The organism is Arthrobacter sp. P4_H3, assembly GCF_056400885.1.
In genome coordinates, this window is the sequence record NZ_JBFUKK010000001.1 from 526829 (window position 1) to 551717 (window position 24889).

The following is a 24889-nucleotide window of genomic DNA, read 5'->3' on the forward strand; positions in this document are numbered from 1 at the left end:
CGTTCATCTCCTTGTGATTCCGTGGACTGCTGCGGGTTCCGCGGCGGCATCGTGGCCGCTGTTGCGGAACTCCCCCCAGTACCTTACATACAAAGAAGCCCGCGGCGCTTGCCACGGGCTTCTTTGGATACGCTGCTGGTATTTAGCGTGCGTAGAATTCGACGACGAGCTGCTCTTCGCAGGTTACGGGAACCTCGGAGCGCTTCGGGCGACGAACCAGGCGTGCCTGCAGGGCGTCAAGCTTGACGTCCAGGTAGGCCGGAACCTGGGGCAGGACGTCGCGGTGTGCGCCGGCCGCTGCAACCTGGAACGGAGGCATGGTTTCGCTGCGGCTGTGAACGTGGACCAGCTGGCCCTCGCCGACGCGGAAGGACGGGCGGTCAACGCGGATACCGTCAACCAGGATGTGGCGGTGCACAACCAGCTGGCGGGCCTGGGCGATGGTGCGGGCGAAGCCGGCACGCAGCACGAGGGCGTCGAGACGCATTTCGAGCAGTTCGATCAGGTTTTCACCGGTCAGGCCCTTGGTGCGGCGTGCTTCTTCGAAGGCACGGGTCATCTGGGCTTCGCGGATGCCGTACTGGGCGCGCAGACGCTGCTTTTCGCGCAGACGTACGGCGTAGTCGGAGTCCTGCTTCTTGCGGGCACGGCCATGCTCACCGGGGCCGTACGGGCGGCGCTCCATGTACTTGGCGGCCTTGGGGGTCAGAGCAATGCCGAGTGCACGCGAAAGGCGTGCGGTACGGCGAGCACGAGTGTTGTTAGCCACTTGTGTCCTTCCAATATCTGCGGTGTGTCAGTGTTACTGGCCTCCACGATGGAGAGCATCGGCCAACCGCTGCCTTTTGCTACTGGGCGCGGGGCGACAGTCCACCAAAAAAATCAGAACAGCATGAAATGCTGAAAATCAGTGGATTGTGCGTCCGTGCCTTGCCAGACAACGAACAATCCTACCACGATGAGGCCTGCGGCCCTGATCGGCCGGAGCCAGGCCAGGGCGCTACGGTCAGGGCGCTACGGTCAGGGCGCTACGGTCAGGGCGCTGTCAGATGCCGGCGCGGTTACATCCGGGCGTGGACACCGCGGCTGGACGGCCGGCCGAAGGACGCGGCACCCAGGAACTCCACGGCAACGAACGGCTCGGACCCCACCACCCACTCATCGTGGCCGGGCGGGAGCGTGTAGGTGTCGTTGGCGTGGATCGTGGAACGGACGCCGTCGGCAGTTTCCACTTCCAGGACCCCGGAGACACAGAATCCGAGATGGTTGTGCTGGCAGAAGTCCGTCTTCTCGAAGGGCTTGCTGCTCTCCGACCACCGCCATCCCGGATTGAGGATCAGACGGGCCACCGTGTAGTCGTTGACGGTGACAAGATCAAACTCCGCCTTGTCGGGGCAACGCTTCTTGTCCGGGATGTCAAAGGATTTTACGGACAGTGCTGTGACGAAATTTACGGACATAGGACACTACCTGGGAACTGGGAAGAGGGCGCATGGGGGTGGTGCCGGGCTTGTGTTGTGCCAGCCCCGACCTGGGGCCCGAGTGTATGAACAACCGGCATTTTGCTGATGTCCCCCCTCAAGGCACGCACGTTCAACAGATCCGTGCTGACGTAATTCAACGTTAGCCCTCCGCCGCCGGAAGTCAACGGGTAACGCCCGGGACCGTTGGGACGGGGCCGGTCAGCCGCCGCGGATGATCTTCCGCAGCCGCTCCAGCCGGGTGGAAATGTCGCGTTCGGCGCCATTGGCGGTTGGCTGGTAGTAGTCCCGGCCGACCAGGTCATCCGGCGGATATTGCTGCGTGGCAACGGCGTGCGGGGCGTCGTGCGCGTACTTGTAGCCCTGACCGTGCCCGAGCTGTTTGGATCCCGGGTAGTGCGCGTCCCGCAGGTGGGCGGGGATGCCGTTGCCCAGGCCGGCCCGGACGTCTGCGGTGGCTTTGTTGATGCCCATGTACGCGGCGTTGGACTTCGGGGCCGTCGCCAGGTGGACCACGGCTTCAGCCAGCACGATCCGGCCTTCGGGCATGCCGATCAGCTGCACGGCCTGGGCAGCGGCAACGGCGGTCTGCAAGGCCGTGGGGTCAGCCATGCCAACATCCTCCGCGGCCGAAATCACAATGCGGCGGGCGATGAACCGGGGGTCCTCCCCCGCTTCCAGCATGCGCGCCAGGTAATGCAGTGCGGCATCGACGTCGGAGCCCCGAATGGACTTGATGAAGGCGCTGGCTACGTCGTAGTGCTGGTCCCCTGCCCGGTCGTACCTGACGGCTGCAACATCGAGGGCGCGTTCGGTGTGCCGCAGTTCCACGGTGACGGGGCCGTCGTCGGCGTCGTCGGCATCACCGAAAGCCACGCCCGCCGCCGCTTCCAGCGCCGTGAGGGCGCGCCGCGCGTCGCCGCCGGACAGCCGGACCAGGTGGGCCAGCGCTTCGTCGCTGAGCTCCACTTTCCCGTTCAGTCCGCGGGCATCGGTCACGGCCCGCTGGACCAGGCCCTCTACGTCCGCATCCGTCAGCGGGCGGAGCGTCAGCAGCAGCGACCGGGACAGCAGCGGCGAGACGACGGAAAAGGACGGATTCTCCGTGGTGGCGGCAACCAGCACCACCCAGCGGTTTTCGACGCCGGGCAGCAGGGCGTCCTGCTGGGCCTTGTTGAACCGGTGGATCTCGTCGAGGAAGAGGACAGTGGTGGTTTTGTAGAGGTCCCTCGCGGTGAGCGCTTCGTCCATGACCCGCCGAACGTCCTTCACGCCCGCGGTGATGGCGGAGAGCTCCACGAACTTCCGGCCGGGGCCTTTGGCGATCACATGGGCCAGCGTGGTCTTGCCGGTTCCCGGCGGACCCCACAGGATGAGCGACGTCGGACCGGCCGGTCCGGCGGAGTCGGCCCCGGCGCCGGCCGCCAGTTGCCGCAACGGAGACCCCTGTCCCAGCAGGTGCTGCTGGCCCACCACATCGTCAAGGGTCCGGGGCCGCATCCGGACCGCAAGGGGGCTCCGGGGCTGCGTCCGTCCGGCGGCCCGCCCGGAAACCGCCGAACCGGACGGCGCCACTGTCCCGCCGTCGTCGTCGTTTTCCGGCCCTTGGCCAAAGAGATCATCCACATAGATAGGCTACTTCTAGTTCAATGACCGCACAGACAACGGAGATCACGCGATGCCCACCCCAGAGTCCCGCGTGGCGTTTGTCTCCGGTACCCGCCTGCCGGGGTGGGTGGAACGCTTCGCCGCAAGCCACGGCACCCTCACTGAGGAAGAGCCCGACGGCGGCCTGCAACTGTCCGCTGCCGACGGCGCCGTGGCGCTGCTGCAGGCCCCCTGGCCGGCGGACGGCCGGCCCGGGACAGGAACCGACGCGGTGTCGCGGCTCGCGTCGCTGGCAGCGCAGTCCCGCACATTGGGGCTGGTACTGGTCCGCCGCGGCGGCTATTCCGTGGCGGTGGTCCGCGACGGCGCCGCCCTGGCATCCAAGACGGGCACACGCCATGTCCAGTCCAGGACCGCGGCCGGCGGCTGGTCCCAGCAGCGTTTCGCCCGGCGGCGAGCCAACCAGGCCGATGCCCTCGTCGAGGCCGTGGCAGAGCACGCCGGCCGGATCTTCGGCGGCCACCGGATCGAGTACCTGGCGCCTGGCGGCGACCGCACCCTGGCGGAGCAGGTTCTCGCCGAGCCCGTCCTGAAACGCTACACGGCGCTGACGCGGCTGCCGTTCCTGGACGTTCCGGATCCGCGTGCCACGGTGCTCAAGCGGGCGGCCGCAGACCTGTGTTCGGTGCGCATCCTGGTGACCGACCCGCCGGCCTAGCAGCCCGTGAGGTGCCGCTTCGGCCGCTCCTGCCGGTAAAGGTAGCGGCCGGCTTCCCGGAAGCCGGCCCGGGCATACAGTTCCCTCGCGCCGGGATTGGCCGCTGTCACCAGGAGCCAGTAGCCGTCCAGCCCTTGGGTCGCCCCTGCCCCAAGCAGCGACCGGAGCACCCGCGTGGCATAGCCGCGGCGCCGGGCATCCGGACGGGTCGCCATGCAGTACAGGCCGCCGCTGCTGTCCGCCCGGCACGGAGGAAGAGCAAGGCGTCCGACGGCGGCGGGCACGCCGTCGTCGTCCCTCACCAGGGCGTACAGCGACCGGCAGCCTTCGAGGATTCCGCGGGCAGTGGCGAGGGATTCCCCGTCACCGCGGCCGTCGACGCTCCACCAAAGCCGCAGCCACTCCTCCGTCGGCTGTGCCGAGAGTTCGACGCCGGCGTCAGGTGCCGCCGCATCCCCGCCGGCACTTCGCACGAGGATCAGGGTCTCAGACTGGCGGGTGAAGCCTTCTTCATCGAGGACCGCATTCAGCGCGGCGCTGCGGGCATCGTCGAAGACCTGGAAGATCACGGGCAGCCGGCGGTTGCGGTACCAGGCGCGCGCATCCCGGAGCAGGGCCAGCCGTTGGTGCGGGGTTCCCTCCGGCTCCGAGCGTGGCCAGATGGAATTTGCACGCTGGGTCACGCCGCCGGCGGCGCGAAGAACCCACCCGCCGGATTCCTCCCGGTCGGGAGCGGGCCAGGCGGCGTCCATCAATGCCTCCAGGGCGGGGGTCGTCTGCCGTGCCATCGGCCTCCTTTTTGACGGCTAGGGGGACAGCAAAGGCTCCCCGGTTTCCCGGGGAGCCTTTGCTGACGGTCAGCTCACTCTACTTGGCTGCGTCGTCATCCTTCTTGGGGGCCTGTTCCGCCTTCTTGGCCTCAGGCTTGAAGTCGACGCCGGCCTCCTTGCGCTGCTGCGCCGTGATCGGCGCCGGAGCTGCCGTCAGCGGGTCGTAGCCGCCGCCGGACTTCGGGAACGCGATGACGTCGCGGATTGACTCCACGCCGGCCAGCAGGGCTACAACGCGGTCCCAGCCGAAGGCGATGCCGCCGTGCGGCGGAGCACCGAACTTGAAGCCCTCCAGGAGGAAGCCGAACTTCGTCTCGGCGTCTGCCTTGTCCAGGCCCATGAGTTCGAAGACGCGTTCCTGCACGTCACGCTCGTGGATACGGATGGAGCCGCCGCCGATTTCGTTGCCGTTGCAGACAATGTCGTAGGCGTACGACAAGGCCGATTCCGGGTCCTGGTCGAAGGAGTCCATGAACTCGGGCTTGGGCGAGGTGAAGGCGTGGTGGACGGCAGTCCACTGGCCGGCACCAACGGCCACGTCGCCCGAGGCCACTGCCGCGGCGGCAGGCTCGAACATCGGGGCATCCACAACCCAGCAGAATGCCCAGTCGGAGGGGTTGATCAGGCCGGTGCGGTGTCCGATTTCGACACGGGCGGCACCGAGGAGTGCACGGGAGGGGGTCTTCTCGCCGGCGGCGAAGAAGATGCAGTCCCCGGGCTTGGCGCCGACGGCGTCAGCCAGGCCGGCGCGCTCGGTGTCGGTGAGGTTTTTGGCCACGGGTCCGGCCAGTTCGCCGTCCTCCTTGTAGAGCACGTACGCGAGACCCTTGGCGCCGCGCTGCTTGGCCCATTCCTGCCAGGCGTCCAGCGCACGGCGTGCCTGCGATGCACCGCCCGGCATGACGACGGCACCGACGTAGGGTGCCTTGAACACGCCGAAGTTGGTGTCCTTGAAGAATTCCGTGAGTTCGGTCAGTTCCTGGCCGAAGCGGAGGTCCGGCTTGTCCGAGCCGTAGCGCGCCATGGCGTCGGCGTAGGTGATGCGCTGGATGGGCGTCGGGATTTCGACGTCGATCAGCTGCCACAGGGCTTTGACGATGCTTTCGCCGAGCGAAATGATGTCATCCTGCTCCACGAAGCTCGCTTCGATGTCCAGCTGGGTGAATTCCGGCTGGCGGTCGGCGCGGAAATCCTCATCGCGATAGCAGCGGGCGATCTGGTAGTACTTCTCGAAGCCGCCTACCTGAAGGAGCTGCTTGAAGAGCTGCGGGGACTGCGGCAGGGCGTACCAGGAACCCGGCGCGAGGCGTGCGGGGACCACGAAGTCACGGGCGCCTTCCGGTGTCGAACGCGTCAGCGTGGGGGTCTCGATCTCAACGAAGCCGTCCTGGTGGAGCAGCTCGCGTGCCACACGGTTCGCCTCCGAACGCAGGCGCAGGTTGCGGGCGGGGCCGGGGCGGCGCAGGTCCAGGTAGCGGTGCTTCAGGCGTGCTTCCTCGCCCACCTCGACGTGCTCGTCGATCTGGAACGGCAGCGGATCGGAGGTGTTGAGGATGGTCACCTTCTCGGCAATGACCTCGATCTCACCGGTGGCCAGTGCCGGGTTTTCGTTGCCCTCGGGGCGCTGGGAAACCGTACCGATGATCTGGAGCACGTACTCGTTGCGGAGCCCGTGGAAGACCTCTTCTTCGCGGACTACCACCTGGGCGACGCCTGAGGCATCGCGCAGGTCAACGAATGCCACACCACCGTGATCACGACGCCGGCCCACCCAGCCGGCCAGGGTAACGGTTTGTCCAATGTGCTCGGAGCGAAGGGATCCGAGGTCATGTGTGCGCAGCACAGCTTACCTTTCAGAAGGAAGACAGAGATGATGTTGAATGGGACCGTTGCGGGAACAGCCCCGTTCGAGTTTACCCGTTGGAAAGGCTTCACTTCCGCCATGCAGACCCATCAACGGCTTCAGCGTCGGCTCGGCGTGTTTGACGCCACCGCCATCGGACTCGGCTCCATGCTTGGCGCCGGCGTGTTCGTCGTCTTCTCCCCCGCCACCGCACTGGCCGGCCCGCTGATGATTGTCTCGGTCCTGGTCGCAGGCGCCATCGCCTACTGCAACGCTGTGGCCTCGGCCCAGCTGGCCGCCAAGTACCCGGCCAGCGGCGGGACCTATGTCTACGGCCGCAAACAGCTCGGCGAATGGCCGGGCTTCATCGCCGGCTGGGGATTTGTCACGGGAAAGACGGCGTCGTGCGCGGCCATGGCCCTGACCTTCGGCCATTATGTGGCACCGGGCCTCGCCACGCCGCTGGCCGTCGCCGCCGTCGTGGTCCTCACGGCGGTCAATCTGATGGGCATCACCCGCACCGCCCTGTTGACAAGGATCCTGCTCGCCATCGTCCTTGGCACCCTGGTGTTTGTGACGGTTGCGGGCATTGCGGGGCCGCATCCGGAACCGGCCGGTCCCGTCGCAGGCGCGGGCAGCGCCTGGGGGATTCTCCCGGCCGCCGGCCTGATGTTCTTCGCCTTCGCCGGCTACGCCCGGATCGCCACGCTGGGCGAGGAGGTCAAGGATCCCGCCCGCACCATTCCGCGGGCCATCCTGGCCGCGCTGGCCGCAGCGTTCACGATCTATCTGGCACTCGCCGTGCTGCTGCTCTGGCACCTGTCCCCGGGGCGGCTGGCGGAATCGCTGTCGCCCCTGCTCGACGCCGTCACGTCCTCCGCACTGGCCGCAGGCGCCCCGGTGGTGCAGGCAGGGGCAGCCGCGGCCTGCCTGGGCGCGCTGCTGGCACTGATCACCGGGGTGGGCCGTACTGCGTTGGCAATGGCGAGGGAGCGGGACCTGCCCTCTGCCCTGGCCCGGGTGGGCGGGCAGCATACGGTCCCGTTCGTCGCGGAGCTTTCGGTAGCAGCAGCCGTGATCGTGCTGCTCCTGACGGCGGATGTGCTGACCGTTGTGGGTTTCTCGAGCTTCGGCGTGCTGATCTACTACACGGTCACGAATGCCGCCGCCTTCACCCTGGCCGAACGGCCCCGCACCGCGCCCCGGTGGCTGAACGCGGCGGGTTTCGTTGGTTGCCTGATTCTTGCCGTCACGTTGCCGTTGGCCTCCGTGGCGGGCATGGCGGCCGTGCTGGCCGCCGGAGTTGCCGGCCGGTTCCTGGTGCTGCGGCTACGGAAGCAGCCGCCTAGGACTTAAGGATGCGGACGTGCAGGTCCTCGTCCGTGGGCGTCCAGGTCGCCGGATCGGCGTCCGTCTGCTCGCCTGAACGGATGTCCTTGACCTGGTGTTTGCCGTCGTCGTCCGTGAACCAGACGAACGGGATACCCCGGCGGTCGGCGAACTTGATCTGCTTGCCGAATTTTTCTGCCTTGGCAGCAACTTCGGTGGATATCCCCCTGCCACGCAGCTGTGCCGCGACGTCCTGGGCAGCGCCCCAACTGCCGTCGTTGTTCAAGGCGACCAGCACAGCCGTTGGCACCGAGCGGGTTGCCTGGGCCAGGTCCTGGCTCAGGATCCTGGAGACGAGACGGGTGACGCCGATGGATAGGCCGACGCCCGGGAATTTGCGGTTGCCCTTGCTCGCCAGCGCGTCGTAGCGACCGCCGGAACAAATGGAGCCGAGCTGTTCGTGGCCCACCAGGACGGTTTCCACCACGGTTCCGGTGTAGTAGTCCAGGCCACGGGCGATGCTGAGGTCCGCCACAACCTTGCCCGGAGCACGCTGCACGGCGGCCGCAATGACCTGCTCGAGCTCGTTCAGGCCTTCCTCCAGCAGCTCGTCCTTGACGCCCAGGGCGCGGACCTTTTCCACGAACGACGTATCCTCCGTGCGGATGCCGGCAAGGCTCAGTGCGGCCTGCGCCTGTTCCTCGGTGGCCCCCAGTTCCGTCTTGAGCAGCTCGGCCACCTTTGCAGGGCCGATCTTCTCGAGCTTGTCGATGCTCCGCAGCACCCCGGCGGTGTCGGTCAGGCCGATTCCGCGGTAGAACCCTTCCGCAAGTTTGCGGTTGTTGATGCGCAGGCGGAAGTCGGGAATGGGCAGGGCGCTCAATGCTTCGGCGATCACCAGCGCGATTTCGACGTCGTAACGGAACGGCAGATCGCCGTCGCCGACGATGTCGATGTCCGCCTGGGTGAACTCGCGGGCGCGGCCCTCCTGCGGACGTTCACCGCGCCACACCTTCTGTATCTGGTAACGGCGGAACGGAAACGCGAGGTAGCCGGCGTTCTCCACCACGTAGCGGGCGAACGGCACGGTCAGGTCAAAGTGCAGGGCCAGGGAGTGGTGGTCGCCCTTGGCAGCCTTGGATTCTTCGCCTTCGTCCTCCTGCAGGCGGCTGAGTCCGTACACTTCCTTGTCGATCTCACCCTTGCGGAGCAGCTGACCCACGGTTTCCACTGCGCGGGTTTCGATCGAGGAGAAACCGTGCAGCTCAAAGACGCGCCGCAGCGTGTCCAGCACATGCAGCTCCACCAGCCGCTCCTCGGGAAGCCACTCGGGGAATCCGGACAGGGAGGCGGTGCGTGCCATGGTGGATTTTCTCCTCAGGTAACAGAAGGCTGGAGTCCGCTGCGCGGTCATCCGATTCCGCCATGTGATCAAAAAGCGGCGGTAAAGGCGGGAGTCCAGCCAGTCATGCATAAACTATGTGCGGCAGTCAGTTTATGCTTTCGGCGCCAGCAACTCTAATGGAGCTGGCCGAAGCATCGTCTGCCGCTTGCTGCCGGACACCGGACGTCGCCCTTGGCCCGTTCGGCGGGCCGGCCCGACAACCAGGAGGACTTTTGGCGGCCAGTTCACGGAGCGCCCGCGAAGCAAAGCGGCGCATCCTGCAAATGGAAGCGAAACGCGAGCTGCGGCGGCAGCAGGAGAGGCGCCGCAAACGCGACAATCTCCTCGCTGCAGGCGCAGGTGCCGCGGCACTGGTGCTCGCAGTCGTCCTCCAACTCACCGTCTTTGCCAGCAACCCGACCGAAGACGAGTACGCTGCTGCACAGGCCGGGCTGACCAGTCCGTCGGCAACGCCGACAACGCCGGCCACCAACGCCGCGAACATACCGAAACCGGAGACAGCGGCAGGCAAGGTGTTCACCGGTGAGCTTAAGTTGAACAGCGGCGCGCTGGGCGTTGAGCTGGACGGAACCAAGGCTCCCCAAGCGGCCGCGGTCTTCAAATCGCTGGCAGACGAGAATTACTACAACGGAATCAACTGCCACCGGCTGACCACGGGCGAAACCTTTGGAGTGCTGCAATGCGGCTCCAAGACGGGTGATGCCCAGGGCGACCCGTCCTACACCTGGGGACCGCTGGAAAATACTCCGGCAGACAACAAATATCCGGCCGGATCCATTGCTGTGGCGCGCACCAGCGGCAACGCCTACGGTAACGGCACCCAGTTCTTCATCGTGTACAAAGACACGGTCATTCCGGCTGACGCGGCCGGCGGGTACACGATCGTGGGCAAGGTGACGTCCGGACTTGACGTGGTAACGAACATCGCGGCCGCCGGTATTAAGACGGGCGGAAGCGCAACAGACGGCGCTCCTGCGGAACCAGTCACGATAGACTCGTTCTCTCTGAAGTAACCCAGCCCCCGGCCTCCACGCGGCGGGTGCAGGTATTTCCCTCCAAGCGAAAGACTTTTAGCGGTGACAGACAGTCAGAAATCCGACGAAACAGTAACAGCAGCTGCCGACGAGGCCGGGACCGAGGCACAGGTGGTTGACGGCGCGCAGGCGGCCGGCAACGACGCAGCGGCCGAGGCCACGGCAGACGCACAGTCAACAGCCCAGGAAAGCCCCGAAACGGAGGCTCCGGCGGCTGGCGATGCTCCCACCGAGGCACCCGAAGCGGAGGAGGCGCCGGCCGCTGAGGCTACGGCTGAGGAAGTACCGCCCGCCGACGAGGCTGCGTCTGAGGAAGCACCGGCCGCCGAAGAGGCTGCGGCTGAAGCGCCCGCCGCGGAAGAGGCTTCGGCCGAGGAAGTTCCCGCCGCTGCACCGCGTCCTGCACCGCGCCCGGCCCCGTCGCCGGCCGCATTTGCGGCGAGGCCCAAGGCTGCTTCTTCTCCCGTGGCTCCGGTCCCCGCTCCCGTGTCTTCGGCGGTATCGCTGGCGGAGGCTGCACGCTGGGGCCGGGTCGAAGGGGACGGACATGTCTTCCTGACCATCGACGGCGCCGAACACCCCGTGGGCCAGTACCCGGGCGTCAGCGACGACGAAGCGCTGGGTTACTTTGCCCGGAAGTACGACGACGTGGTGGCCCAGATTGTTCTCCTGGAACAGCGCGTGAGCTCCAAGGCGCCCACGACCGACATGCAGAAGACCGTGACGCACCTGCGCGAGCAGCTGGCCGAACGGAACATGGTCGGTGACCTCCGCGCGGCCGAAGCCCGTCTCGACACGCTGTCCACCCAGATCACGGATCTCGAGAAGGCCGAAAAGGCCGAACACGACGCCGTGCGTGCCGCCGAGCTGGCCACCCGCGAAGCAATCGTGGCGGAAGCGGAAGAAATTTCCGGACACGATCCTGCGCAGATCCAGTGGAAGACCTCCAGCGCCCGCATGAACGAGCTCTTCGAAAGCTGGAAGACAGCGCAGAAGAACGGCGTCCGCCTGGGCCGCAGCAACGAGGACGCCCTCTGGAAGCGGTTCAGGGCAGCACGGACGGTCTTCGACCGCCACCGCCGGGCGTACTTCTCGCAGCTGGACAGCAACAATTCCGCAGCCAAGGCTGCCAAGGAAAAGCTGATCACCGAAGCCGAGGCACTCTCCTCCTCCACCGACTGGGGCTTCGCCGCCGGCGAATACCGCCGGCTGATGGACGAATGGAAGGCCTCACCGCGCGCCAGCCGCAAGGACGACGACGCACTGTGGGCCCGGTTCCGTGCCGCCCAGGATGTCTTCTTCACCTCGCGCCAGGCAGCCAACGACGAGATCGACCAGGAGTACGGCGCAAACCTGACCGTGAAGGAAGCCCTACTGGTCGAGGCCAACGCCCTGCTGCCCATCAAGGACCTGGCCGCCGCCAAGAAGGCCCTCCAGTCCATCCGTGACCGCTGGGAGGAAGCCGGCAAGGTTCCCCGTGCGGACATGGGCCGGATCGAAGCCGGCCTTCGGAAGGTGGAGGACGCCGTCCGCCACGCCGAGGATGAGAACTGGAAGCGGTCCAACCCGGAGACCAAGGCGCGGACCAACAGCGCCCTGTCGCAGCTGGAAGCAGCCATCGCCGGGCTTAAGGATGACCTCGTCAAGGCAGAGAAGGCCGGCGACCAGCGCAAGATCAAGGCCGCCCAGGAGGCCCTCGAGGCACGCCAGGCATGGCTGGACCAGATCTCCCGCTCAGCCAGCGAACTGTCCTAGCCACCCAGGCAGGCAAGCACAGGCCCCGTTCCGGTTATCCACATATCCGGAACGGGGCCTGTACGCGTTTGGGGCTGCAGGAAAAGATGGCTGAATGGCTACCTCGTCCCCAGTCCCCGCAAGTATCGGAAGCGCAGACGCCGGGTCTGTTGAGCTGTATTCGCCCGGTGCCGTGTTCTCGTGGCCCGAGCTGCAGGCCATGGCCGCCGACGGTGTCCTGAGCCAGCTCTATCAACGCGGGTACATGCTGCCCGGCACAGCCACCACCCCGCAGCTACGGGCACGCGCGGCCTCATTCGCTGTCCCGCCGGGAATCCGGCAGCGCGTCGTGGCAGGCCGGATGACGGCGGCGTGGATCTACGGGTGCGCTGCGGAACCGGACCGTTTGGCACTGCTGGTGGATGCCACCCGGCGCGTCTCCAGCTTGAGATCCACCAGGGGCTGCACCCTGCACGAGGTCAGGCTCGGCCCGTTCGACGTTGTCAGCCTCGGCGGGCTGATGGTTTCCAGTCCGCTGCGGACGGCGCTGGACATCGCACTGCACGTGGACGCTGAGCGGGCGTTGCCGGCCCTGCGCAAGATGCTGGCAAGTCCGGAGCTGGACGTCAGGCTGCGGCTGCTCACCCTGGCCGTCGAAGCCACTCCCCGGGTTCCGTACAAAAAGGCCGCGCTGGAAATACTGTCGGCCCTGCATCCCGAACCCGGTTAGCAGCCCGGCGGTTAGCCGCGCCGCCGGTTTCCGGTGGTCCGGTACACGTCGAACACGCCATCGATGCGACGCACAGCGCTGAGCACGTGGCTCAGATACTTGGGATCGCCCATCTCGAACGCGAACTTCGAGATAGCCACCCGGTCAGTCGAGGTGTGCACACTGGCGGCCAGGATGTTGACGTGGTTTTCGGACAGGATCCGGGTGACGTCGGACAGCAACGACTTGCGGTCCAGTGCCTCCACTTGGATCTCCACGAGGAAGACGCTGGACTGGGTGGGCGCCCAGTCCACATCCACGATGCGGTCCGGCTGGTCCTTAAGGTCCGAGACGTTCGTACAGTCCGTGCGGTGCACCGACACTCCGGAACCCCTGGTGACAAAACCCAGGATGGGATCCGGGGGAACGGGCGTGCAGCAGCGGGCCAGCTTGACCCACACGTCCCCCACGCCGCGGACAATCACGCCGGAGTCGGAGTACTTCGTCTTGCTGACCTGCGTGGGGATGCTGATCTCTGTCAGGTCATCCTCGGGGCCCTCATTGCCGCCGAGGGTATCCACCAGCCGTTCCATAACGGACTGCGCGGACGTGTGCCCGTCACCGACTCCGGCGTAAAGGCCCGAGATGTCAACGTATTTGAAATGCTCAGCTACTTCAGCGAGGGCGTCATGGGTCATGAGGCGCTGCAGGGGAAGGTTCTGCTTGCGCATCGCCTTCGTCAGGAGTTCCTTGCCGCGGTCAATGGCCTCTTCGCGGCGCTCCTTGCTGAACCACTGCCTGATCTTGTTGCGGGCGCGGGCGCTCTTGACGAAGTGCTGCCAGTCCTGGCTGGGCCCGGCGCCCTCCGCCTTGGAGGTGAAGATCTCCACCCAGTCGCCATGGTTCAGTTCGCTGTTGAGCGGAACCAGCTTGCCGTTGACCCTGGCGCCGATGGTCCGGTGGCCCACTTCCGTGTGGACCGCGTAGGCGAAGTCCACCGGAGTGGACCCGGCCGGCAGTGCCATAACCTCGCCCTTTGGAGTGAAGACGAACACTTCCCGGGCGTTGATTTCGAACCGCAGGGAGTCCAGGAATTCCCCCGGGTCGGATGTTTCCTGCTGCCAGTCAACGAGGGACCGCAGCCAGCCCATGTCGCCGTCGCGGGGGCTCCCGGGACCTGCGGCCGTCCTGTTTGGCTGGTCCTTGTACTTCCAGTGCGCCGCGACGCCGTACTCCGCGCGGCGGTGCATTTCATGTGTGCGGATCTGAATCTCAACCGGCTTGCCGCCCGGCCCGATGACGGTGGTGTGCAGGGACTGGTACATGTTGAATTTGGGCATCGCGATGTAGTCCTTGAACCGGCCCGGAAGCGGGTTCCAGCGCGAATGCAGCGTGCCCAGGGCTGCGTAGCAGTCACGGACGGAGTCCACCAGGACACGGACACCCATGAGGTCGTTGATGTCGTCGAAGTCCTTGTCGCGGACGATCATCTTCTGGTAGATCGAGTAGTAATGCTTGGGGCGTCCCGTGATGGTGGCCTTGATCTTGGCCGTCCGGAGATCGTCGGTGATCTGGTTCCGGATGACGCTGAGGCTCTTTTCACGCTCCGGGGTCCGGTCCCCCACCATGCGGACGATTTCCTCGTACACCTTCGGGTACAGCGCCGCAAAGGAAAGGTCTTCGAGTTCCCACTTGATGGTGTTCATACCGAGCCGGTGCGCGAGCGGCGCGAAGATTTCCAGGGTTTCGCGTGCTTTGCGGGCCGAGGACTCCGCCGAGACGAAACGCCAGGTGCGGGCATTGTGCAGCCTGTCCGCCAGCTTGATCATCAGCACCCGGATGTCCTTGGCCATCGCGACGACCATCTTGCGGACGGTTTCCGACTGTGCGGCTTCGCCGAAACTCACCTTGTCCAGCTTGGTGACGCCGTCCACCAGCATGGCGACCTCGGGGCCGAAATCCCGCTTGAGGTCAGCCAGCGTGTAGGGCGTATCCTCGACGGTGTCATGCAGCAGCGCGGCCGCCAGCGTGGTGCCGCTCAGTCCCAGTTCGGCCAGAATGGTGGCGACAGCGACCGGGTGCGTGATGTAGGGATCGCCGCTCTTGCGTTTCTGTCCCCGGTGGCTCTGCTCGGCGACGACAAAGGCACGCTGGATGAGGTCGAAATCCTCTTTGGGATTGTTCGCCCGGACAGTGCGCAGCAACGGTTCGAGAATGGGAGAATACGTGGCCGTTCCGCGGCCCGTCAGCCGGGCGAGCCTGGATCTGGTGCGTTCGCGGCGTCCGGGGAAGGTGGGGCGGAACCCGGAACTGTCAACGGGCACGCCCGCGTCAGGGCGCCCGGACGCAACCAAACCGGCCTGCGGACCCTGGCCCGGACCCTCACCACCGTCGGCCGTTGGCGCCGACGTCGAACGTTCTTCCAATGAAGCACCCCTCACGACCCGTTAATTATCCCAGTCTATTCCCGTGGCAGGGGACTTCTGTAACCGGACCGCATATGCGAAGGGCCGGACGCCGTCACGGATGACGGCGCCCGGCCCTTCAGGGACGCACAGCTCAGGCCGGGGCAGTCTCCGGCGCAGCCGCTGCCTTCGCAGCAGCCTCGCCACGGCGGCGTTCAACCCGCTCGGCCTGCTTGACCAGCGGGGGTTCACCCTGCCGCAGCCAGGCGTACAGCGGGGCCGCGATGAAGATGGTCGCCGCGGTGCCGATCAGGATGCCGACGAAGAGGGCCAGCGAAAGGTCCCGCAGCGTACCGGCGCCGAGGAGCCCGGCTCCGATGAACAGGATGGCACCCACGGGGAGGATGGCCACCATCATGGTGTTGATGGAACGGACCAGCGTCTGGTTGACGGCAAGGTTGACCTCCTCCGCAAAGGTGCGGCGCGTCGAGGCATCGATGTCCGCCGTGTTTTCGCGGATCTTGTCGAAGACCACCACGGTGTCGTACAGCGAGTAGCTGAGCACCGTCAGGAAGCCGATAATGGCCGACGGCGTGACTTCGAAGTCGCTGAGGGCGTAAACGCCGGCAGTGACGAACATGGTCACCAGCATGCCGACTAGGGCCGACAGCGACATCTTCCACGTCCGGAAGTACAGGGCCATCAGGAATGCCGCGATAACCACAAAGATCACCAGGCCCAGCAGCGCCTGCTTGGTGACGTCCGCACCCCAGGTGGGCCCGACGAACGTGGACGTCACCTCGTTGTCCGTGACACCGTAGGCGGTGGTGAGGCCTTCCTTGATCCGGAGCGTCTCGTCGTCCGTCAGCTTGTCCGTCTGGATCCGCATGGTGGTACCGGCAACATTGGCCACACGCGGAATGCTGCCCTCCACGACGTCCTTGACGGCCTTCTCGCCGACCGCCGCATCCGTGGTCTTCACGTTGGAAACCGTGAACTCGGACCCGCCCCGGAACTCGATGCCAAGGTTGAATCCGCCCTTGGCCACCGGCAGGAGAATGGACAGCGCCACGGCGACGGCGGCGATCAGGAACCAGATCTTCTTGGATGAGACGAAGTTGTACGAGCGCTTGCCCGTGTAAAGCTCATTACCGAAAGTGGCAAAATTCGTGGTCATTTACTTGCCCTCCTTGGACGTGCTCTTGGAGGAACCGGCAAGCTGCTCCTGCTTTTCCGCCAGGCGGCGTTCCGCAATGGTCATCCGGCGCTCAGCTTCAGCAGCTGCACCGGTGTTCTTGGCACGCACCACGGCCGGCTTCTCATCCGGTGTGCGGAGCCTGCCCGCGCCGCGGTACAGGGGCACGGCGCCGAGGCGCTTCGGGTCAAGGCCGGAGAACCTGTGGCCCTCGCCGAAGAACTTGGTGCGGGCAAGGAGCTGCAGCGTCGGGTGGGTGAACATGAACACGACGATGAGGTCGGCGATGGCGGTCAGGCCAAGCGTGAACGCGAAGCCCCGGACGTTGCCCACGGCGACGAAGTAGAGCACCAGTGCTGCCAGCAGGTTGACTGCCTTGGACGCCAGGACAGTGCGCTTGGCGCGCTTCCAGCCGTTTTCCACGGCGGAGACGAGCCCGCGGCCTTCCCGGAGTTCATCACGGATTCGTTCGAAGTAGACGATGAACGAGTCTGCAGTCTGGCCGATGGCCACGATGAGGCCGGCCACACCGGCCAGTGACAGGCGGTAGTTTTCGGTCCAGCCCAGGATCGCAATGGCGAGGTAGGTCAGGGCACCGGCAACCACGAGGGAGAAGATGGTGACAAAGCCCAGCGCCCGGTATTGGAAGAGGGAGTAGACCACCACCAGGAGCAGGCCGATCACGCCTGCGAGCAGACCCATCTTGAGCTGCTCGCCGCCCAGTGTTGCTGAAATCTGCTGTTCGCTCTGGATGTCGAAGCTGATGGGAAGGGCGCCGAAACGCAGCTGGTCGGACAGGGCCTTGGCGGACGCCTCGGTGAACCCACCCGTGATCTGCGGACGGCCGTCAGTGATGACCGCGAGCGACCGCGGGGCCGAGATGACCTGGTCATCGAGGACAATGGCGAACTGGGCCTTTGGATCGGAGCCTGATTCGCCGCCTGCGGCAACGAAGAACTGGTACAGCCGTTCGGTGACTTCCTTGAACTTGGCGGTGCCCTGCTCGTCGAACTGGATGTTGACGGCCCACTCGTTGGTGACAGCGCCCTGTGCACCCTGCTGCAGCTGGAAGGAGGAGGACTTGATGTTGGAGCCCTTGACTTCAACCGGACCCAGAATGTACTTGATGGCCGGGGACTTCTCCGTTGCCGGCTCGCATGTCACCAGCGGCTTGGCCGGGTCCGAGCGCTCCTGCTTGTCCTGCGAGGGGTTGTCGCAGTCCAGGGTCTCAAACTTCTTGTACACCTCTGCCGTGACCCAGTTGATGTCGCTGCTGTTGGTCGGCTCTGCTGTCGGCTTGGGCAGCTTGTCGTCCGGCGTCAGGGATTCGGTGGGAACCGCTGCACCGGCACCGGCCTGAAGCACGGGCCGGAAGTTCATGTCGGCCGAGGCCTGAATAAGGGCGCGGGTCTCCTTGGAGGGAGTACCGGGAAGGCTCACCACCACGTTGCGGCCGGACTGCGTGCTGATCTCGGCTTCCGCGACGCCCGAGCCGTCCACGCGCTGGCGGATGATCGCAACGGCCTGGTTGAGCTGGTCCTCGTTGATGTCCGAGCCGCCCTCAACCTTGGGCGCCAGGATCATCTGGGTTCCGCCTTCCAGGTCAAGCGCAAGCTTGGGTGCCCAGCTGGCGTGGCCGGCGATGGTGCCGCCGGCGAGCACGGCAGTCATGACGGCGAGGATAACGCCGAGCCAGACCAACACCCTGAGTGCTGAGTTTTTGGGGCCAGTACGTGCCATTGTGATCTTTCTATTGTTTACGGAGGAGCCGCCGGGGTGAGCTGGGCTCACACACCGGCGGCAGCCCGCGGCCGTAATTAATTCTACTTAGCGGGACTTGGCGGGTACGCCGGACTAGCTGTCTTTCTTGCCTTCGTCATTGAGGCGCTTCAGGGATTCTTCCGGCGTCTCATTAACGGCCTCGGAACGGTTGACAGCGTCAGCCGGGGTCTCGTCCTGCGCGGTCAGGGAAGAGGCGTCGTCCGGAACGACAGTGGGCTCTTCGGGAGCAACGGCCGGCTCGACGATCTTGGTGACGGCCTGGCGGTGCACGGTGGCGAGGTTGCCGGGGGAAAGTTCAAGGAGGACCTTGTTCTCGTCCTCATCGATGGAGACGATGCGGCCAAAAAGACCGAAGCTGGTCATGACCTCAACCCCGGGGGCGAACTGGGACTGCAGCGTTGCTTGCTGGTCCTTGGTCTTCTTGTTGCGGCGGAACATCATGAAGATGAAGAGTCCGAGCATCACGAAGAGCAGGATGGTCATGATGTCGATGCCGCCGCCGGCCTGCGGCTGGGCCTGGGCAGTAATGTGTCCGAACACAGGAAGTTTCCGTTCTGTACTTACATAGCTGATTTACAGCAACGTCGGCTTCGTTTCGGCCCACCTGGCAGAAAACCCCCAGCCAACGGCGGCCGGAGCCGCCCACAGAAACAAAGACCCGAACGTGCCGAGCGTTCATCCCAGTCTAAAGGGAAAGTAGGCCCGACGCTGCTATTGGCTGTTCGGGAGCCACTCCGCCACCGGCTCCCCGCTGAGGTCTTCCGGTTCGAACAGGGCCAGCGTCTCCTGGCCGAACACCCCGTCCGGAACCGCATAGCCAAGGTGGGTCCAGGCCGAAGCCATGGCGATCCGGCCGCGGGGTGTCCGCCCCAGGAGCCCCTCACGGACAAGGTAGGGCTCGGCAACGGTTTCCACGGTTTCGGGTTCCTCGCCCACGGCAATGGCCAGGGTGGAAAGCCCCACCGGCCCGCCGCCGAACTTGGTGATCAGGGCCTCGAGGACGGCGCGGTCCAGCCGGTCCAGCCCCCTCTTGTCCACCTCATACATGTCCAGTGCGGCCGAAGCCGCCCGCGCATCTATTTGTTCGATGCCGTGGACCAGCGCCCAGTCGCGGACACGGCGGAGCAGGCGGTTGGCAATGCGGGGCGTGCCCCTGGAACGGCCGGCGATTTCGCTGAACCCGGCCGAGTTGACCTTGAGGTCCAGCAGACCGGCCGAACGCCTCAGGACCAGTTCCAGTTCCTCAACGGAGTAGAACTCCAGGTGGCCCGTGAAGCCGAACCTGTCCCGGAGCGGGCCGGGGAGGAGGCCGGCGCGGGTGGTGGCGCCCACAAGCGTGAACGGGGGCAGTTCGAGCGGAATCGCGGTGGCACCGGCGCCTTTCCCCACCACGATGTCCACGCGGAAGTCCTCCATGGCCATGTACAGCATTTCCTCGGCGGGCCGGGACATGCGGTGGATCTCGTCAAGGAAGAGGACTTCCCCTTCCGACAGCGAGGAAAGGATGGCGGCAAGGTCGCCGGCGTGCTGGATGGCCGGGCCGCTGCTGATCCGCAGCGGTGCATTCATCTCGGCCGCGATGATCATGGACAGGGTGGTCTTGCCGAGGCCGGGCGGCCCCGAGAGCAGGACGTGGTCCGCACTGCGCCCGCGCATCCGCGACGCTTCCAGCACCAGCGACAATTGTTTGCGGACACGGTGCTGGCCCACGAAGTCGTGCAGGTTCTTGGGACGGAGGGCCGCCTCGATGACGCGTTCCTCCGGCTCCTCTCCCCCGCCAACCAGGGTGGGTTCAGCCACGGCTGCCTACCCTGTTGCCCGCACGAGCGCCGTCCTGGCCGAGCCAGCGCAGCGTGGCCCGGAGAATTTCGGCCACCTGGCCGTCCGCTTCCAGTTCGGGGGAATCCGAGAGTGCTTTGTCGATGCTGGATGAGGCGTCCTTTTCGGACCAGCCGAGGCTGGTCATGGCCGCCACCACCTGCGGCTTCCACGGGGCCGGAGCCGATGCTGCGGGCGCCGCCGCCGAACCGGTCCCGTGCGGCACCAGTTTCCCGGCGAGCTCCAGGACAATCCTGCCTGCGACTTTGGGGCCGATGCCGGGGACTTTGGTGAAGGCCTTGCCATCCCCGGTGTGCGCCGCAACCCGGATCGCCTCGGGATCATGGACGGCCAGCACGGCGAGTGCAAGGCGGGGGCCCACGCCGCTGACGCTGAGCAGGATATCGAAAACCTCGCGTTCGTCATCGCTGGAAAATCCGAACAGGGTCAGCGAATCCTCCCGCACTATCAGGGAGGTGAAGAGCTTGCCCTCAAAGCCGACGCGCAGGCCGCTGAGGGTCTGGGGTGTGGCGTTCACGCTCATGCCGGCGCCGTTGAGGTCGATCACGGCGGAGGACAACCCGACGTGCGCTACGGTTCCGCGGAGAAAACTGATCAAAGCCGGGCTCCTGAAATACAGCCGGGATAAACCGGCTATCCGAACATATCTACGAATACCCTAGCAAGGAGCCCGGTCATTCACCGCGCACGGCGCGCCTTCGCCTCCGCTTCGGCCCACGCCCGCTGGGCCGGGGTGAGCGACAGGCTGCCGGGGCCGGTGGTGGTTGCGCCCTTGTTGGAAGTACCGCCGCCTGCCCGCCAGGCATGGGTGATGGCCAGCGCGAGGGCATCGGCAGCGTCCGCCGGACGCGGAGGGGCATCCAGGCGGAGGATCTTCGTGACGAGCTTCGTCACGGCTTCTTTGTTGGAAGTTCCGCTGCCCGTGACGGCGGCCTTGACTTCCGACGGCGTGTGCAGGGCCACCGGTATCCCGCGCCGGGCAGCGGCGGCAATCACCACGCCGGACGCCTGCGCAACGCCCATCACAGTGCTGACGTTCAGCTGCGAGAACACCCGCTCCACGGCGAGGACGTCGGGTTCATACCGGTCCAGCCAGTCATCGATGGACGTGGCGATGAGGAGCAGGCGCTGGTCCAGGCCCTCATCCGGTGACGTGCCCACCACACCGACGGCCACCATGGTGGCGCGCCGGTTCTTTTCGACGTCCACGACGCCGATGCCGCAACGGGTGAGGCCCGGGTCGACTCCCAATACTCGGAGGGTCAAGGCCGGGCCTCAAAGTCACTGCAGGGTTGCCGGATCACTCGGCTTCCAGTGCGGCCTGCACTTCGTCGCTGAGGTCCGCGTTGCTGTAAACGTTCTGGACGTCGTCGAGGTCTTCCAGGGCGTCCACCAGCTTCATGAACTTCTTGGCAGCGTCCAGGTCGAGCGGAACCTCCATGGAGGGGACGAATTCGGCTTCGTCGGTGTCGTATTCGATCCCGGCTTCCTTGAGCGCATCGCGGACGGCCTGAAGGTCGGTCGGCTCCGAGTGGATTTCGAAGGTGTCGCCGTTGTCCTTGACCTCTTCAGCGCCGGCGTCGAGCACGGCCATCAGGACGTCGTCCTCGCTCAACCCGTTCTTGGGGAGGGTTACAACTCCCTTGCGGGAAAAGAGGTAGCTGACGGAACCGGGATCGGCAATGGTGCCGCCGTTGCGGGAAATGGCGAGCCGGACCTCGGAAGCTGCACGGTTCTTGTTGTCCGTGAGGCATTCGATCAGCAGCGCGGAGCCCTGCGGCCCGCGGCATTCGTACATGATCTCGGTGTAGTCCACGACTTCGCCGGTGAGGCCTGCGCCGCGCTTGATGGCACGGTCGATGTTGTCGGCGGGGACCGAGGTCTTTTTGGCCTTGGTAACAGCGAGTTCCAGGCTGGGGTTGCCGGCCAGGTCCGGGCCGCCCATCCGGGCCGCGACTTCGATGTTCTTGATCAGTTTGGCGAACGACTTTGCCCGGCGGCTATCAAGGATGGCCTTCTTGTGCTTGGTCGTCGCCCATTTGGAGTGGCCTGACATGCTTTTACGCTTCTCCTCTGATCATTCGAATAAACAGTTCGTGCACGCGCTTCTCCCCCGTCACTTCCGGGTGGAAGGAGGTGGCCAGCAGCTGGCCTGAACGCACTGCAACAATTCTAGCCGTCCCCTGCAGCGCGGCGGCATGGGAGGCGTGTTCCGGGTCCGCAGGCTCCACCTGCGCCAGGACCTCCACACCATCGCCCACACGCTCCACCCAGGGGCCGCGGATGAAGACCGCGTGGACCGGGGCCACACCGGAACCGGTGTCGCTGAAGCCGAGTCCCTTGAAATCAAGATCGGTCTCGAAGGATTCCCGCTGCCGGCCGAAGGCGTTCCGGCGGACGGTGATGTCCAGTCCGCCGAACGTCTGCTGCGGGTTGCCTGCCAGGTCCGTGGCCGGGTCAGCGATCTCGTCGGCGAGCAGGATCATGCCAGCGCAGGAGCCGTACACGGGCAGCCCGCCGGCGATGAGCTTGCGCAGCGGGTCCGCGAGCTCGAAGGCCCGTGCGAGCTTGTCGATGGTGGTGGATTCACCGCCGGGAATGATCAGGCCGTCGATGCCGTCAAGTTCGGACGGGCGCCGGATGCCGATGGCCGTGGCGCCGGTCGCTTCAGCGGCGCGCAGATGCTCCCGGAAGTCACCCTGGAGCGCCAGGACACCGATTCGCAGGCCCGTACCCGCGCGGGAATAGTCCGTGGAAGGGGGGTTGGTCATCCAAACAGCATAGTGCTCCCCGTACCGGAGGAGTGCCGGAACGGCCCTGCCGGCCGGGTTCCATGCCTCGGCTGGGATATATTACAGAGCATGCTTTACTTCAGCGTTCCGCTCGGCAAGCTCGTCCGCCGGGTCTCCCGGCTCAGGGGCGGAGGCTCTGCCCTCCCCGGTCTTGTGGTCGAGAAAATCGACCCGGAATTCATGCAGCGGACACTGTCCACGCTTCCCCTGGGGGTTGCCGTCGTCAGCGGGACGAACGGCAAGACCACCACCACCAAGATGGTTGTTGAACTGCTGGAGAGCCAGGGGCTTAAGGTGTTCACGAACCGCACCGGCAGCAATTTCACCCGCGGCGTCGCCGCGGCGCTGCTGGGCGACGTCGACTGGCGCGGCCGCCTGGACGCGGACATTGCCGTGCTGGAGCTTGATGAGGCGCACGCCGTGCACTTCGTCAACCGGGTCCCGCCGCGGTACAGCCTGCTGCTCAACGTCCTCCGCGACCAACTGGACCGCTTCGGCGAAATCGACAAGACCGCACAGCTTCTGCAGCACATCGCTTCCAAGACCACCGGCACTGTTGTCCTGAACCGGGAGGATCCGCGTGTCGCCCGCATTGCCGACACCCTGGACGGACCGGAGGTCCGCTACTTTGGCCTCGACGACTCCCTGCTGAGCACCTTCCCGAACGACGACGACCTCCGGGCCGGTCCCGGCAGCCCGGTGCCGGACTTGCCCGAAAAGCCGCACGCCGACGTCGTGCTTCGCCGGGTGGGGACGGCCGACGCCGACTTTGAGTACGACGGCGCCACGGTCACCACCGGGATGAAGCTCCGTGGCGTCTACAACATCTTCAATGCCGCAGCCGCCCTGGTCCTGGCGCGCTGCATCGCCGGAAACGGCGCAACGCCCACCGACCATGACGGCCTCCTCAAAGCCTTGTCGGAGGTTGCACCCGCCTTCGGCCGCGGCGAAAGCCTGGTGGTTGACGGGCTTCCGCTGGACCTCGTGCTGGTCAAGAACCCCAGCGGTTTCCGGCTGGGCCTGAAGTCGTTCCCCGCCGGCGGCTACGCCACAATGGTCGCGATCAATGACAACTACGCCGACGGCCGGGACATGTCCTGGCTCTGGGACGTCGAGTTCGATTCGCTGCGAGAAGGCGGGGTGGACCAGCTCACCGGTTCCCGGGCGTACGACATGGCGCTGCGGCTCCAGTACGACGACGTGGCCATTGGCGCGGTGAACCCGGACATCGCTCCGGCCCTGGCTGCGTTCATCCAAGGTGCCAAGGGCAAACCCAAACGCGTCTTCTGTACGTACACGGCCATGCTCGCCATCCGCCGCGAGCTATCTAAAATCACCACTGTGGAGGTGGTCTCATGACCCCCCTATCCCAAAACGGCGAGTCCCAGGACGGCGGGTCCGTGACCGACGGCCCGGACACGGTCAGCAAGGGCACCATCAGGGTCCTGCAGCTGTACCCCCGCGACATGAACATCTACGGGGACTGGGGCAACGCCCTGGTCATCCAGCAGCGCCTCCGCTGGCACGGCTACACGCCCGAACTCCTCGAATACAACGTTGGCGACGATTTCCCGTCCGGCGTTGACCTCATCGTGGGCGGCGGCGGCCAGGACAGCGGGCAGCTTGTCATCCAGGACGATCTGCTGTCCCGCGAATCGACGTTGAAGGACATGGCGGAAGACGGGACGCCCATGCTCCTGATCTGCGGGATGTACCAGCTCTTCGGCCGGTTCTTCAAGACCCGCACGGGATCGGTCATTCCGGGCATCGGCGTGCTGGATGTCGAAACGCACGGAACAGACGAACGCCTGATCGGCAATGTCACGGTGTCCTCGGCCGAGTTCGGGGACATCCTGGGCTACGAAAACCACAGCGGGCAGACGACGCTCGGGCCCGGCGTCAAGCCGCTCGGCACAACCCCCAAGGGCATGGGGAACAACAGCAGCGACGGCAAGGAAGGCGCCCGCTACCGGAACATCGTGGCGAGCTACCTCCACGGTTCCCTGCTACCCAAGAACCCGGCCATTGCAGACTTCCTGATCCGTACAGCCGCCGAACGCAAGTACGGCAGCTTCACCGCCGGTGCTCCGGACGACCGTTACGCGGTGCTGGCGCGCGAACACGCCGCACGGCGCCCCCGGTAGGCCCGTTTCAGGTTCCGGCGCGCTGGTTCGGGCGCATGTGC

The 24889-nt window shown here is 65.8% G+C and carries 22 protein-coding genes; 7 read left to right on the forward strand and 15 right to left on the reverse strand.

Annotation, left to right across the window (positions count from 1 at the left end; all coding sequences use genetic code 11):
• Window positions 1-142: 142 nt before the first annotated feature.
• The 3 genes from rpsD to AC1DRE_RS02395 form a co-directional block, all read right to left on the reverse strand.
• Complete coding sequence (gene rpsD / locus AC1DRE_RS02385; protein ID WP_011692125.1) at window positions 143-769, reverse strand: 30S ribosomal protein S4; 627 nt, start codon at window positions 767-769, stop codon at window positions 143-145.
• Between the two features lie 292 nt (window positions 770-1061).
• Entirely contained in the window at window positions 1062-1460 is a 399-nt protein-coding gene (locus AC1DRE_RS02390; protein ID WP_476983164.1) for a cupin domain-containing protein, read from the reverse strand.
• A 222-nt stretch (window positions 1461-1682) separates the two neighbouring features.
• A complete protein-coding gene (locus AC1DRE_RS02395) occupies window positions 1683-3107 on the reverse strand; it encodes a replication-associated recombination protein A (protein WP_476983165.1) in 1425 nt (474 codons plus the stop codon).
• Window positions 3108-3159: 52 nt separating this feature from the next.
• Between AC1DRE_RS02395 and AC1DRE_RS02400 the strand changes: the two genes are divergently transcribed.
• Window positions 3160-3807, forward strand: a complete 648-nt coding sequence (locus tag AC1DRE_RS02400) for an acVLRF1 family peptidyl-tRNA hydrolase (protein WP_476983166.1) — start codon at window positions 3160-3162, stop codon at window positions 3805-3807.
• Here the strand turns inward: AC1DRE_RS02400 and AC1DRE_RS02405 are convergent.
• Entirely contained in the window at window positions 3804-4595 is a 792-nt protein-coding gene (locus AC1DRE_RS02405; RefSeq protein ID WP_476983167.1) for a GNAT family N-acetyltransferase, read from the reverse strand. The genes AC1DRE_RS02400 and AC1DRE_RS02405 overlap by 4 nt on opposite strands.
• Before the next feature lie 79 nt (window positions 4596-4674).
• Window positions 4675-6480: an aspartate--tRNA ligase gene (gene aspS / locus AC1DRE_RS02410; RefSeq protein WP_476983168.1), complete on the reverse strand. Its 1806-nt coding sequence runs from the start codon at window positions 6478-6480 to the stop codon at window positions 4675-4677.
• A 99-nt stretch (window positions 6481-6579) separates the two neighbouring features.
• Between aspS and AC1DRE_RS02415 the strand changes: the two genes are divergently transcribed.
• A complete protein-coding gene (locus AC1DRE_RS02415; RefSeq protein ID WP_476983169.1) occupies window positions 6580-7836 on the forward strand; it encodes an APC family permease in 1257 nt (418 codons plus the stop codon).
• On the opposite strand, the gene hisS is transcribed toward AC1DRE_RS02415, so the two are convergent.
• Entirely contained in the window at window positions 7826-9172 is a 1347-nt protein-coding gene (gene hisS, locus AC1DRE_RS02420; protein ID WP_476983170.1) for a histidine--tRNA ligase, read from the reverse strand. The two genes, AC1DRE_RS02415 and hisS, sit on opposite strands and share 11 nt — an antisense overlap.
• Window positions 9173-9426: 254 nt before the next feature.
• On the opposite strand from hisS, the gene AC1DRE_RS02425 reads away from it, so the two are divergent.
• The 3 genes from AC1DRE_RS02425 to AC1DRE_RS02435 all read left to right on the forward strand — a co-directional run bounded on the left by AC1DRE_RS02425 (window position 9427) and on the right by AC1DRE_RS02435 (window position 12712).
• The gene (locus AC1DRE_RS02425; RefSeq protein ID WP_476983171.1) at window positions 9427-10227 is read left to right on the forward strand and encodes a peptidylprolyl isomerase; all 801 of its coding nucleotides are present in this window, start codon (window positions 9427-9429) and stop codon (window positions 10225-10227) included.
• Window positions 10228-10290: 63 nt separating this feature from the next.
• A complete protein-coding gene (locus AC1DRE_RS02430; RefSeq protein ID WP_476983172.1) occupies window positions 10291-12003 on the forward strand; it encodes a DUF349 domain-containing protein in 1713 nt (570 codons plus the stop codon).
• A gap of 94 nt (window positions 12004-12097) precedes the next feature.
• Window positions 12098-12712, forward strand: coding sequence for a hypothetical protein (locus AC1DRE_RS02435; RefSeq protein WP_476983173.1), 615 nt, complete (start codon window positions 12098-12100; stop codon window positions 12710-12712).
• An 11-nt stretch (window positions 12713-12723) separates the two neighbouring features.
• Here the strand turns inward: AC1DRE_RS02435 and AC1DRE_RS02440 are convergent, their stop codons facing one another.
• The 9 genes from AC1DRE_RS02440 to pdxT all read right to left on the reverse strand — a co-directional run bounded on the left by AC1DRE_RS02440 (window position 12724) and on the right by pdxT (window position 22683).
• Window positions 12724-15117, reverse strand: a complete 2394-nt coding sequence (locus AC1DRE_RS02440) for a RelA/SpoT family protein (RefSeq protein ID WP_476983174.1) — start codon at window positions 15115-15117, stop codon at window positions 12724-12726.
• A gap of 133 nt (window positions 15118-15250) precedes the next feature.
• Window positions 15251-16273 (reverse strand): protein translocase subunit SecF, encoded by a 1023-nt coding sequence (gene secF / locus AC1DRE_RS02445; protein ID WP_104173022.1) that lies wholly within the window; start codon window positions 16271-16273, stop codon window positions 15251-15253.
• Window positions 16274-18031 carry a protein translocase subunit SecD gene (gene secD, locus AC1DRE_RS02450; RefSeq protein ID WP_476983175.1) on the reverse strand — a complete coding sequence of 586 codons (1758 nt, stop codon included), beginning with the start codon at window positions 18029-18031 and terminating at the stop codon, window positions 16274-16276.
• Window positions 18032-18145: 114 nt separating this feature from the next.
• Complete coding sequence (gene yajC, locus AC1DRE_RS02455) at window positions 18146-18556, reverse strand: preprotein translocase subunit YajC (RefSeq protein WP_476983334.1); 411 nt, start codon at window positions 18554-18556, stop codon at window positions 18146-18148.
• 228 nt (window positions 18557-18784) lie between these two features.
• Complete coding sequence (gene ruvB, locus AC1DRE_RS02460) at window positions 18785-19873, reverse strand: Holliday junction branch migration DNA helicase RuvB (RefSeq protein ID WP_476983176.1); 1089 nt, start codon at window positions 19871-19873, stop codon at window positions 18785-18787.
• Entirely contained in the window at window positions 19866-20510 is a 645-nt protein-coding gene (gene ruvA, locus AC1DRE_RS02465; protein WP_104173025.1) for a Holliday junction branch migration protein RuvA, read from the reverse strand. The genes ruvB and ruvA overlap by 8 nt, the downstream gene beginning before the upstream one ends.
• Before the next feature lie 80 nt (window positions 20511-20590).
• Window positions 20591-21178 carry a crossover junction endodeoxyribonuclease RuvC gene (gene ruvC / locus AC1DRE_RS02470; RefSeq protein WP_476983177.1) on the reverse strand — a complete coding sequence of 196 codons (588 nt, stop codon included), beginning with the start codon at window positions 21176-21178 and terminating at the stop codon, window positions 20591-20593.
• A 34-nt stretch (window positions 21179-21212) separates the two neighbouring features.
• Window positions 21213-21968, reverse strand: a complete 756-nt coding sequence (locus AC1DRE_RS02475) for a YebC/PmpR family DNA-binding transcriptional regulator (RefSeq protein WP_476983178.1) — start codon at window positions 21966-21968, stop codon at window positions 21213-21215.
• Between the two features lie 4 nt (window positions 21969-21972).
• Window positions 21973-22683, reverse strand: coding sequence for a pyridoxal 5'-phosphate synthase glutaminase subunit PdxT (gene pdxT, locus AC1DRE_RS02480; RefSeq protein ID WP_476983179.1), 711 nt, complete (start codon window positions 22681-22683; stop codon window positions 21973-21975).
• 90 nt (window positions 22684-22773) lie between these two features.
• Here pdxT and AC1DRE_RS02485 point away from each other — a divergent pair, with 90 nt between their 5' ends.
• Window positions 22774-24063: a MurT ligase domain-containing protein gene (locus tag AC1DRE_RS02485; protein ID WP_476983180.1), complete on the forward strand. Its 1290-nt coding sequence runs from the start codon at window positions 22774-22776 to the stop codon at window positions 24061-24063.
• Window positions 24060-24848 carry a type 1 glutamine amidotransferase gene (locus AC1DRE_RS02490; protein WP_476983181.1) on the forward strand — a complete coding sequence of 263 codons (789 nt, stop codon included), beginning with the start codon at window positions 24060-24062 and terminating at the stop codon, window positions 24846-24848. Before AC1DRE_RS02485 ends, AC1DRE_RS02490 begins: the two co-directional genes overlap by 4 nt.
• Window positions 24849-24889 lie beyond the last annotated feature (41 nt).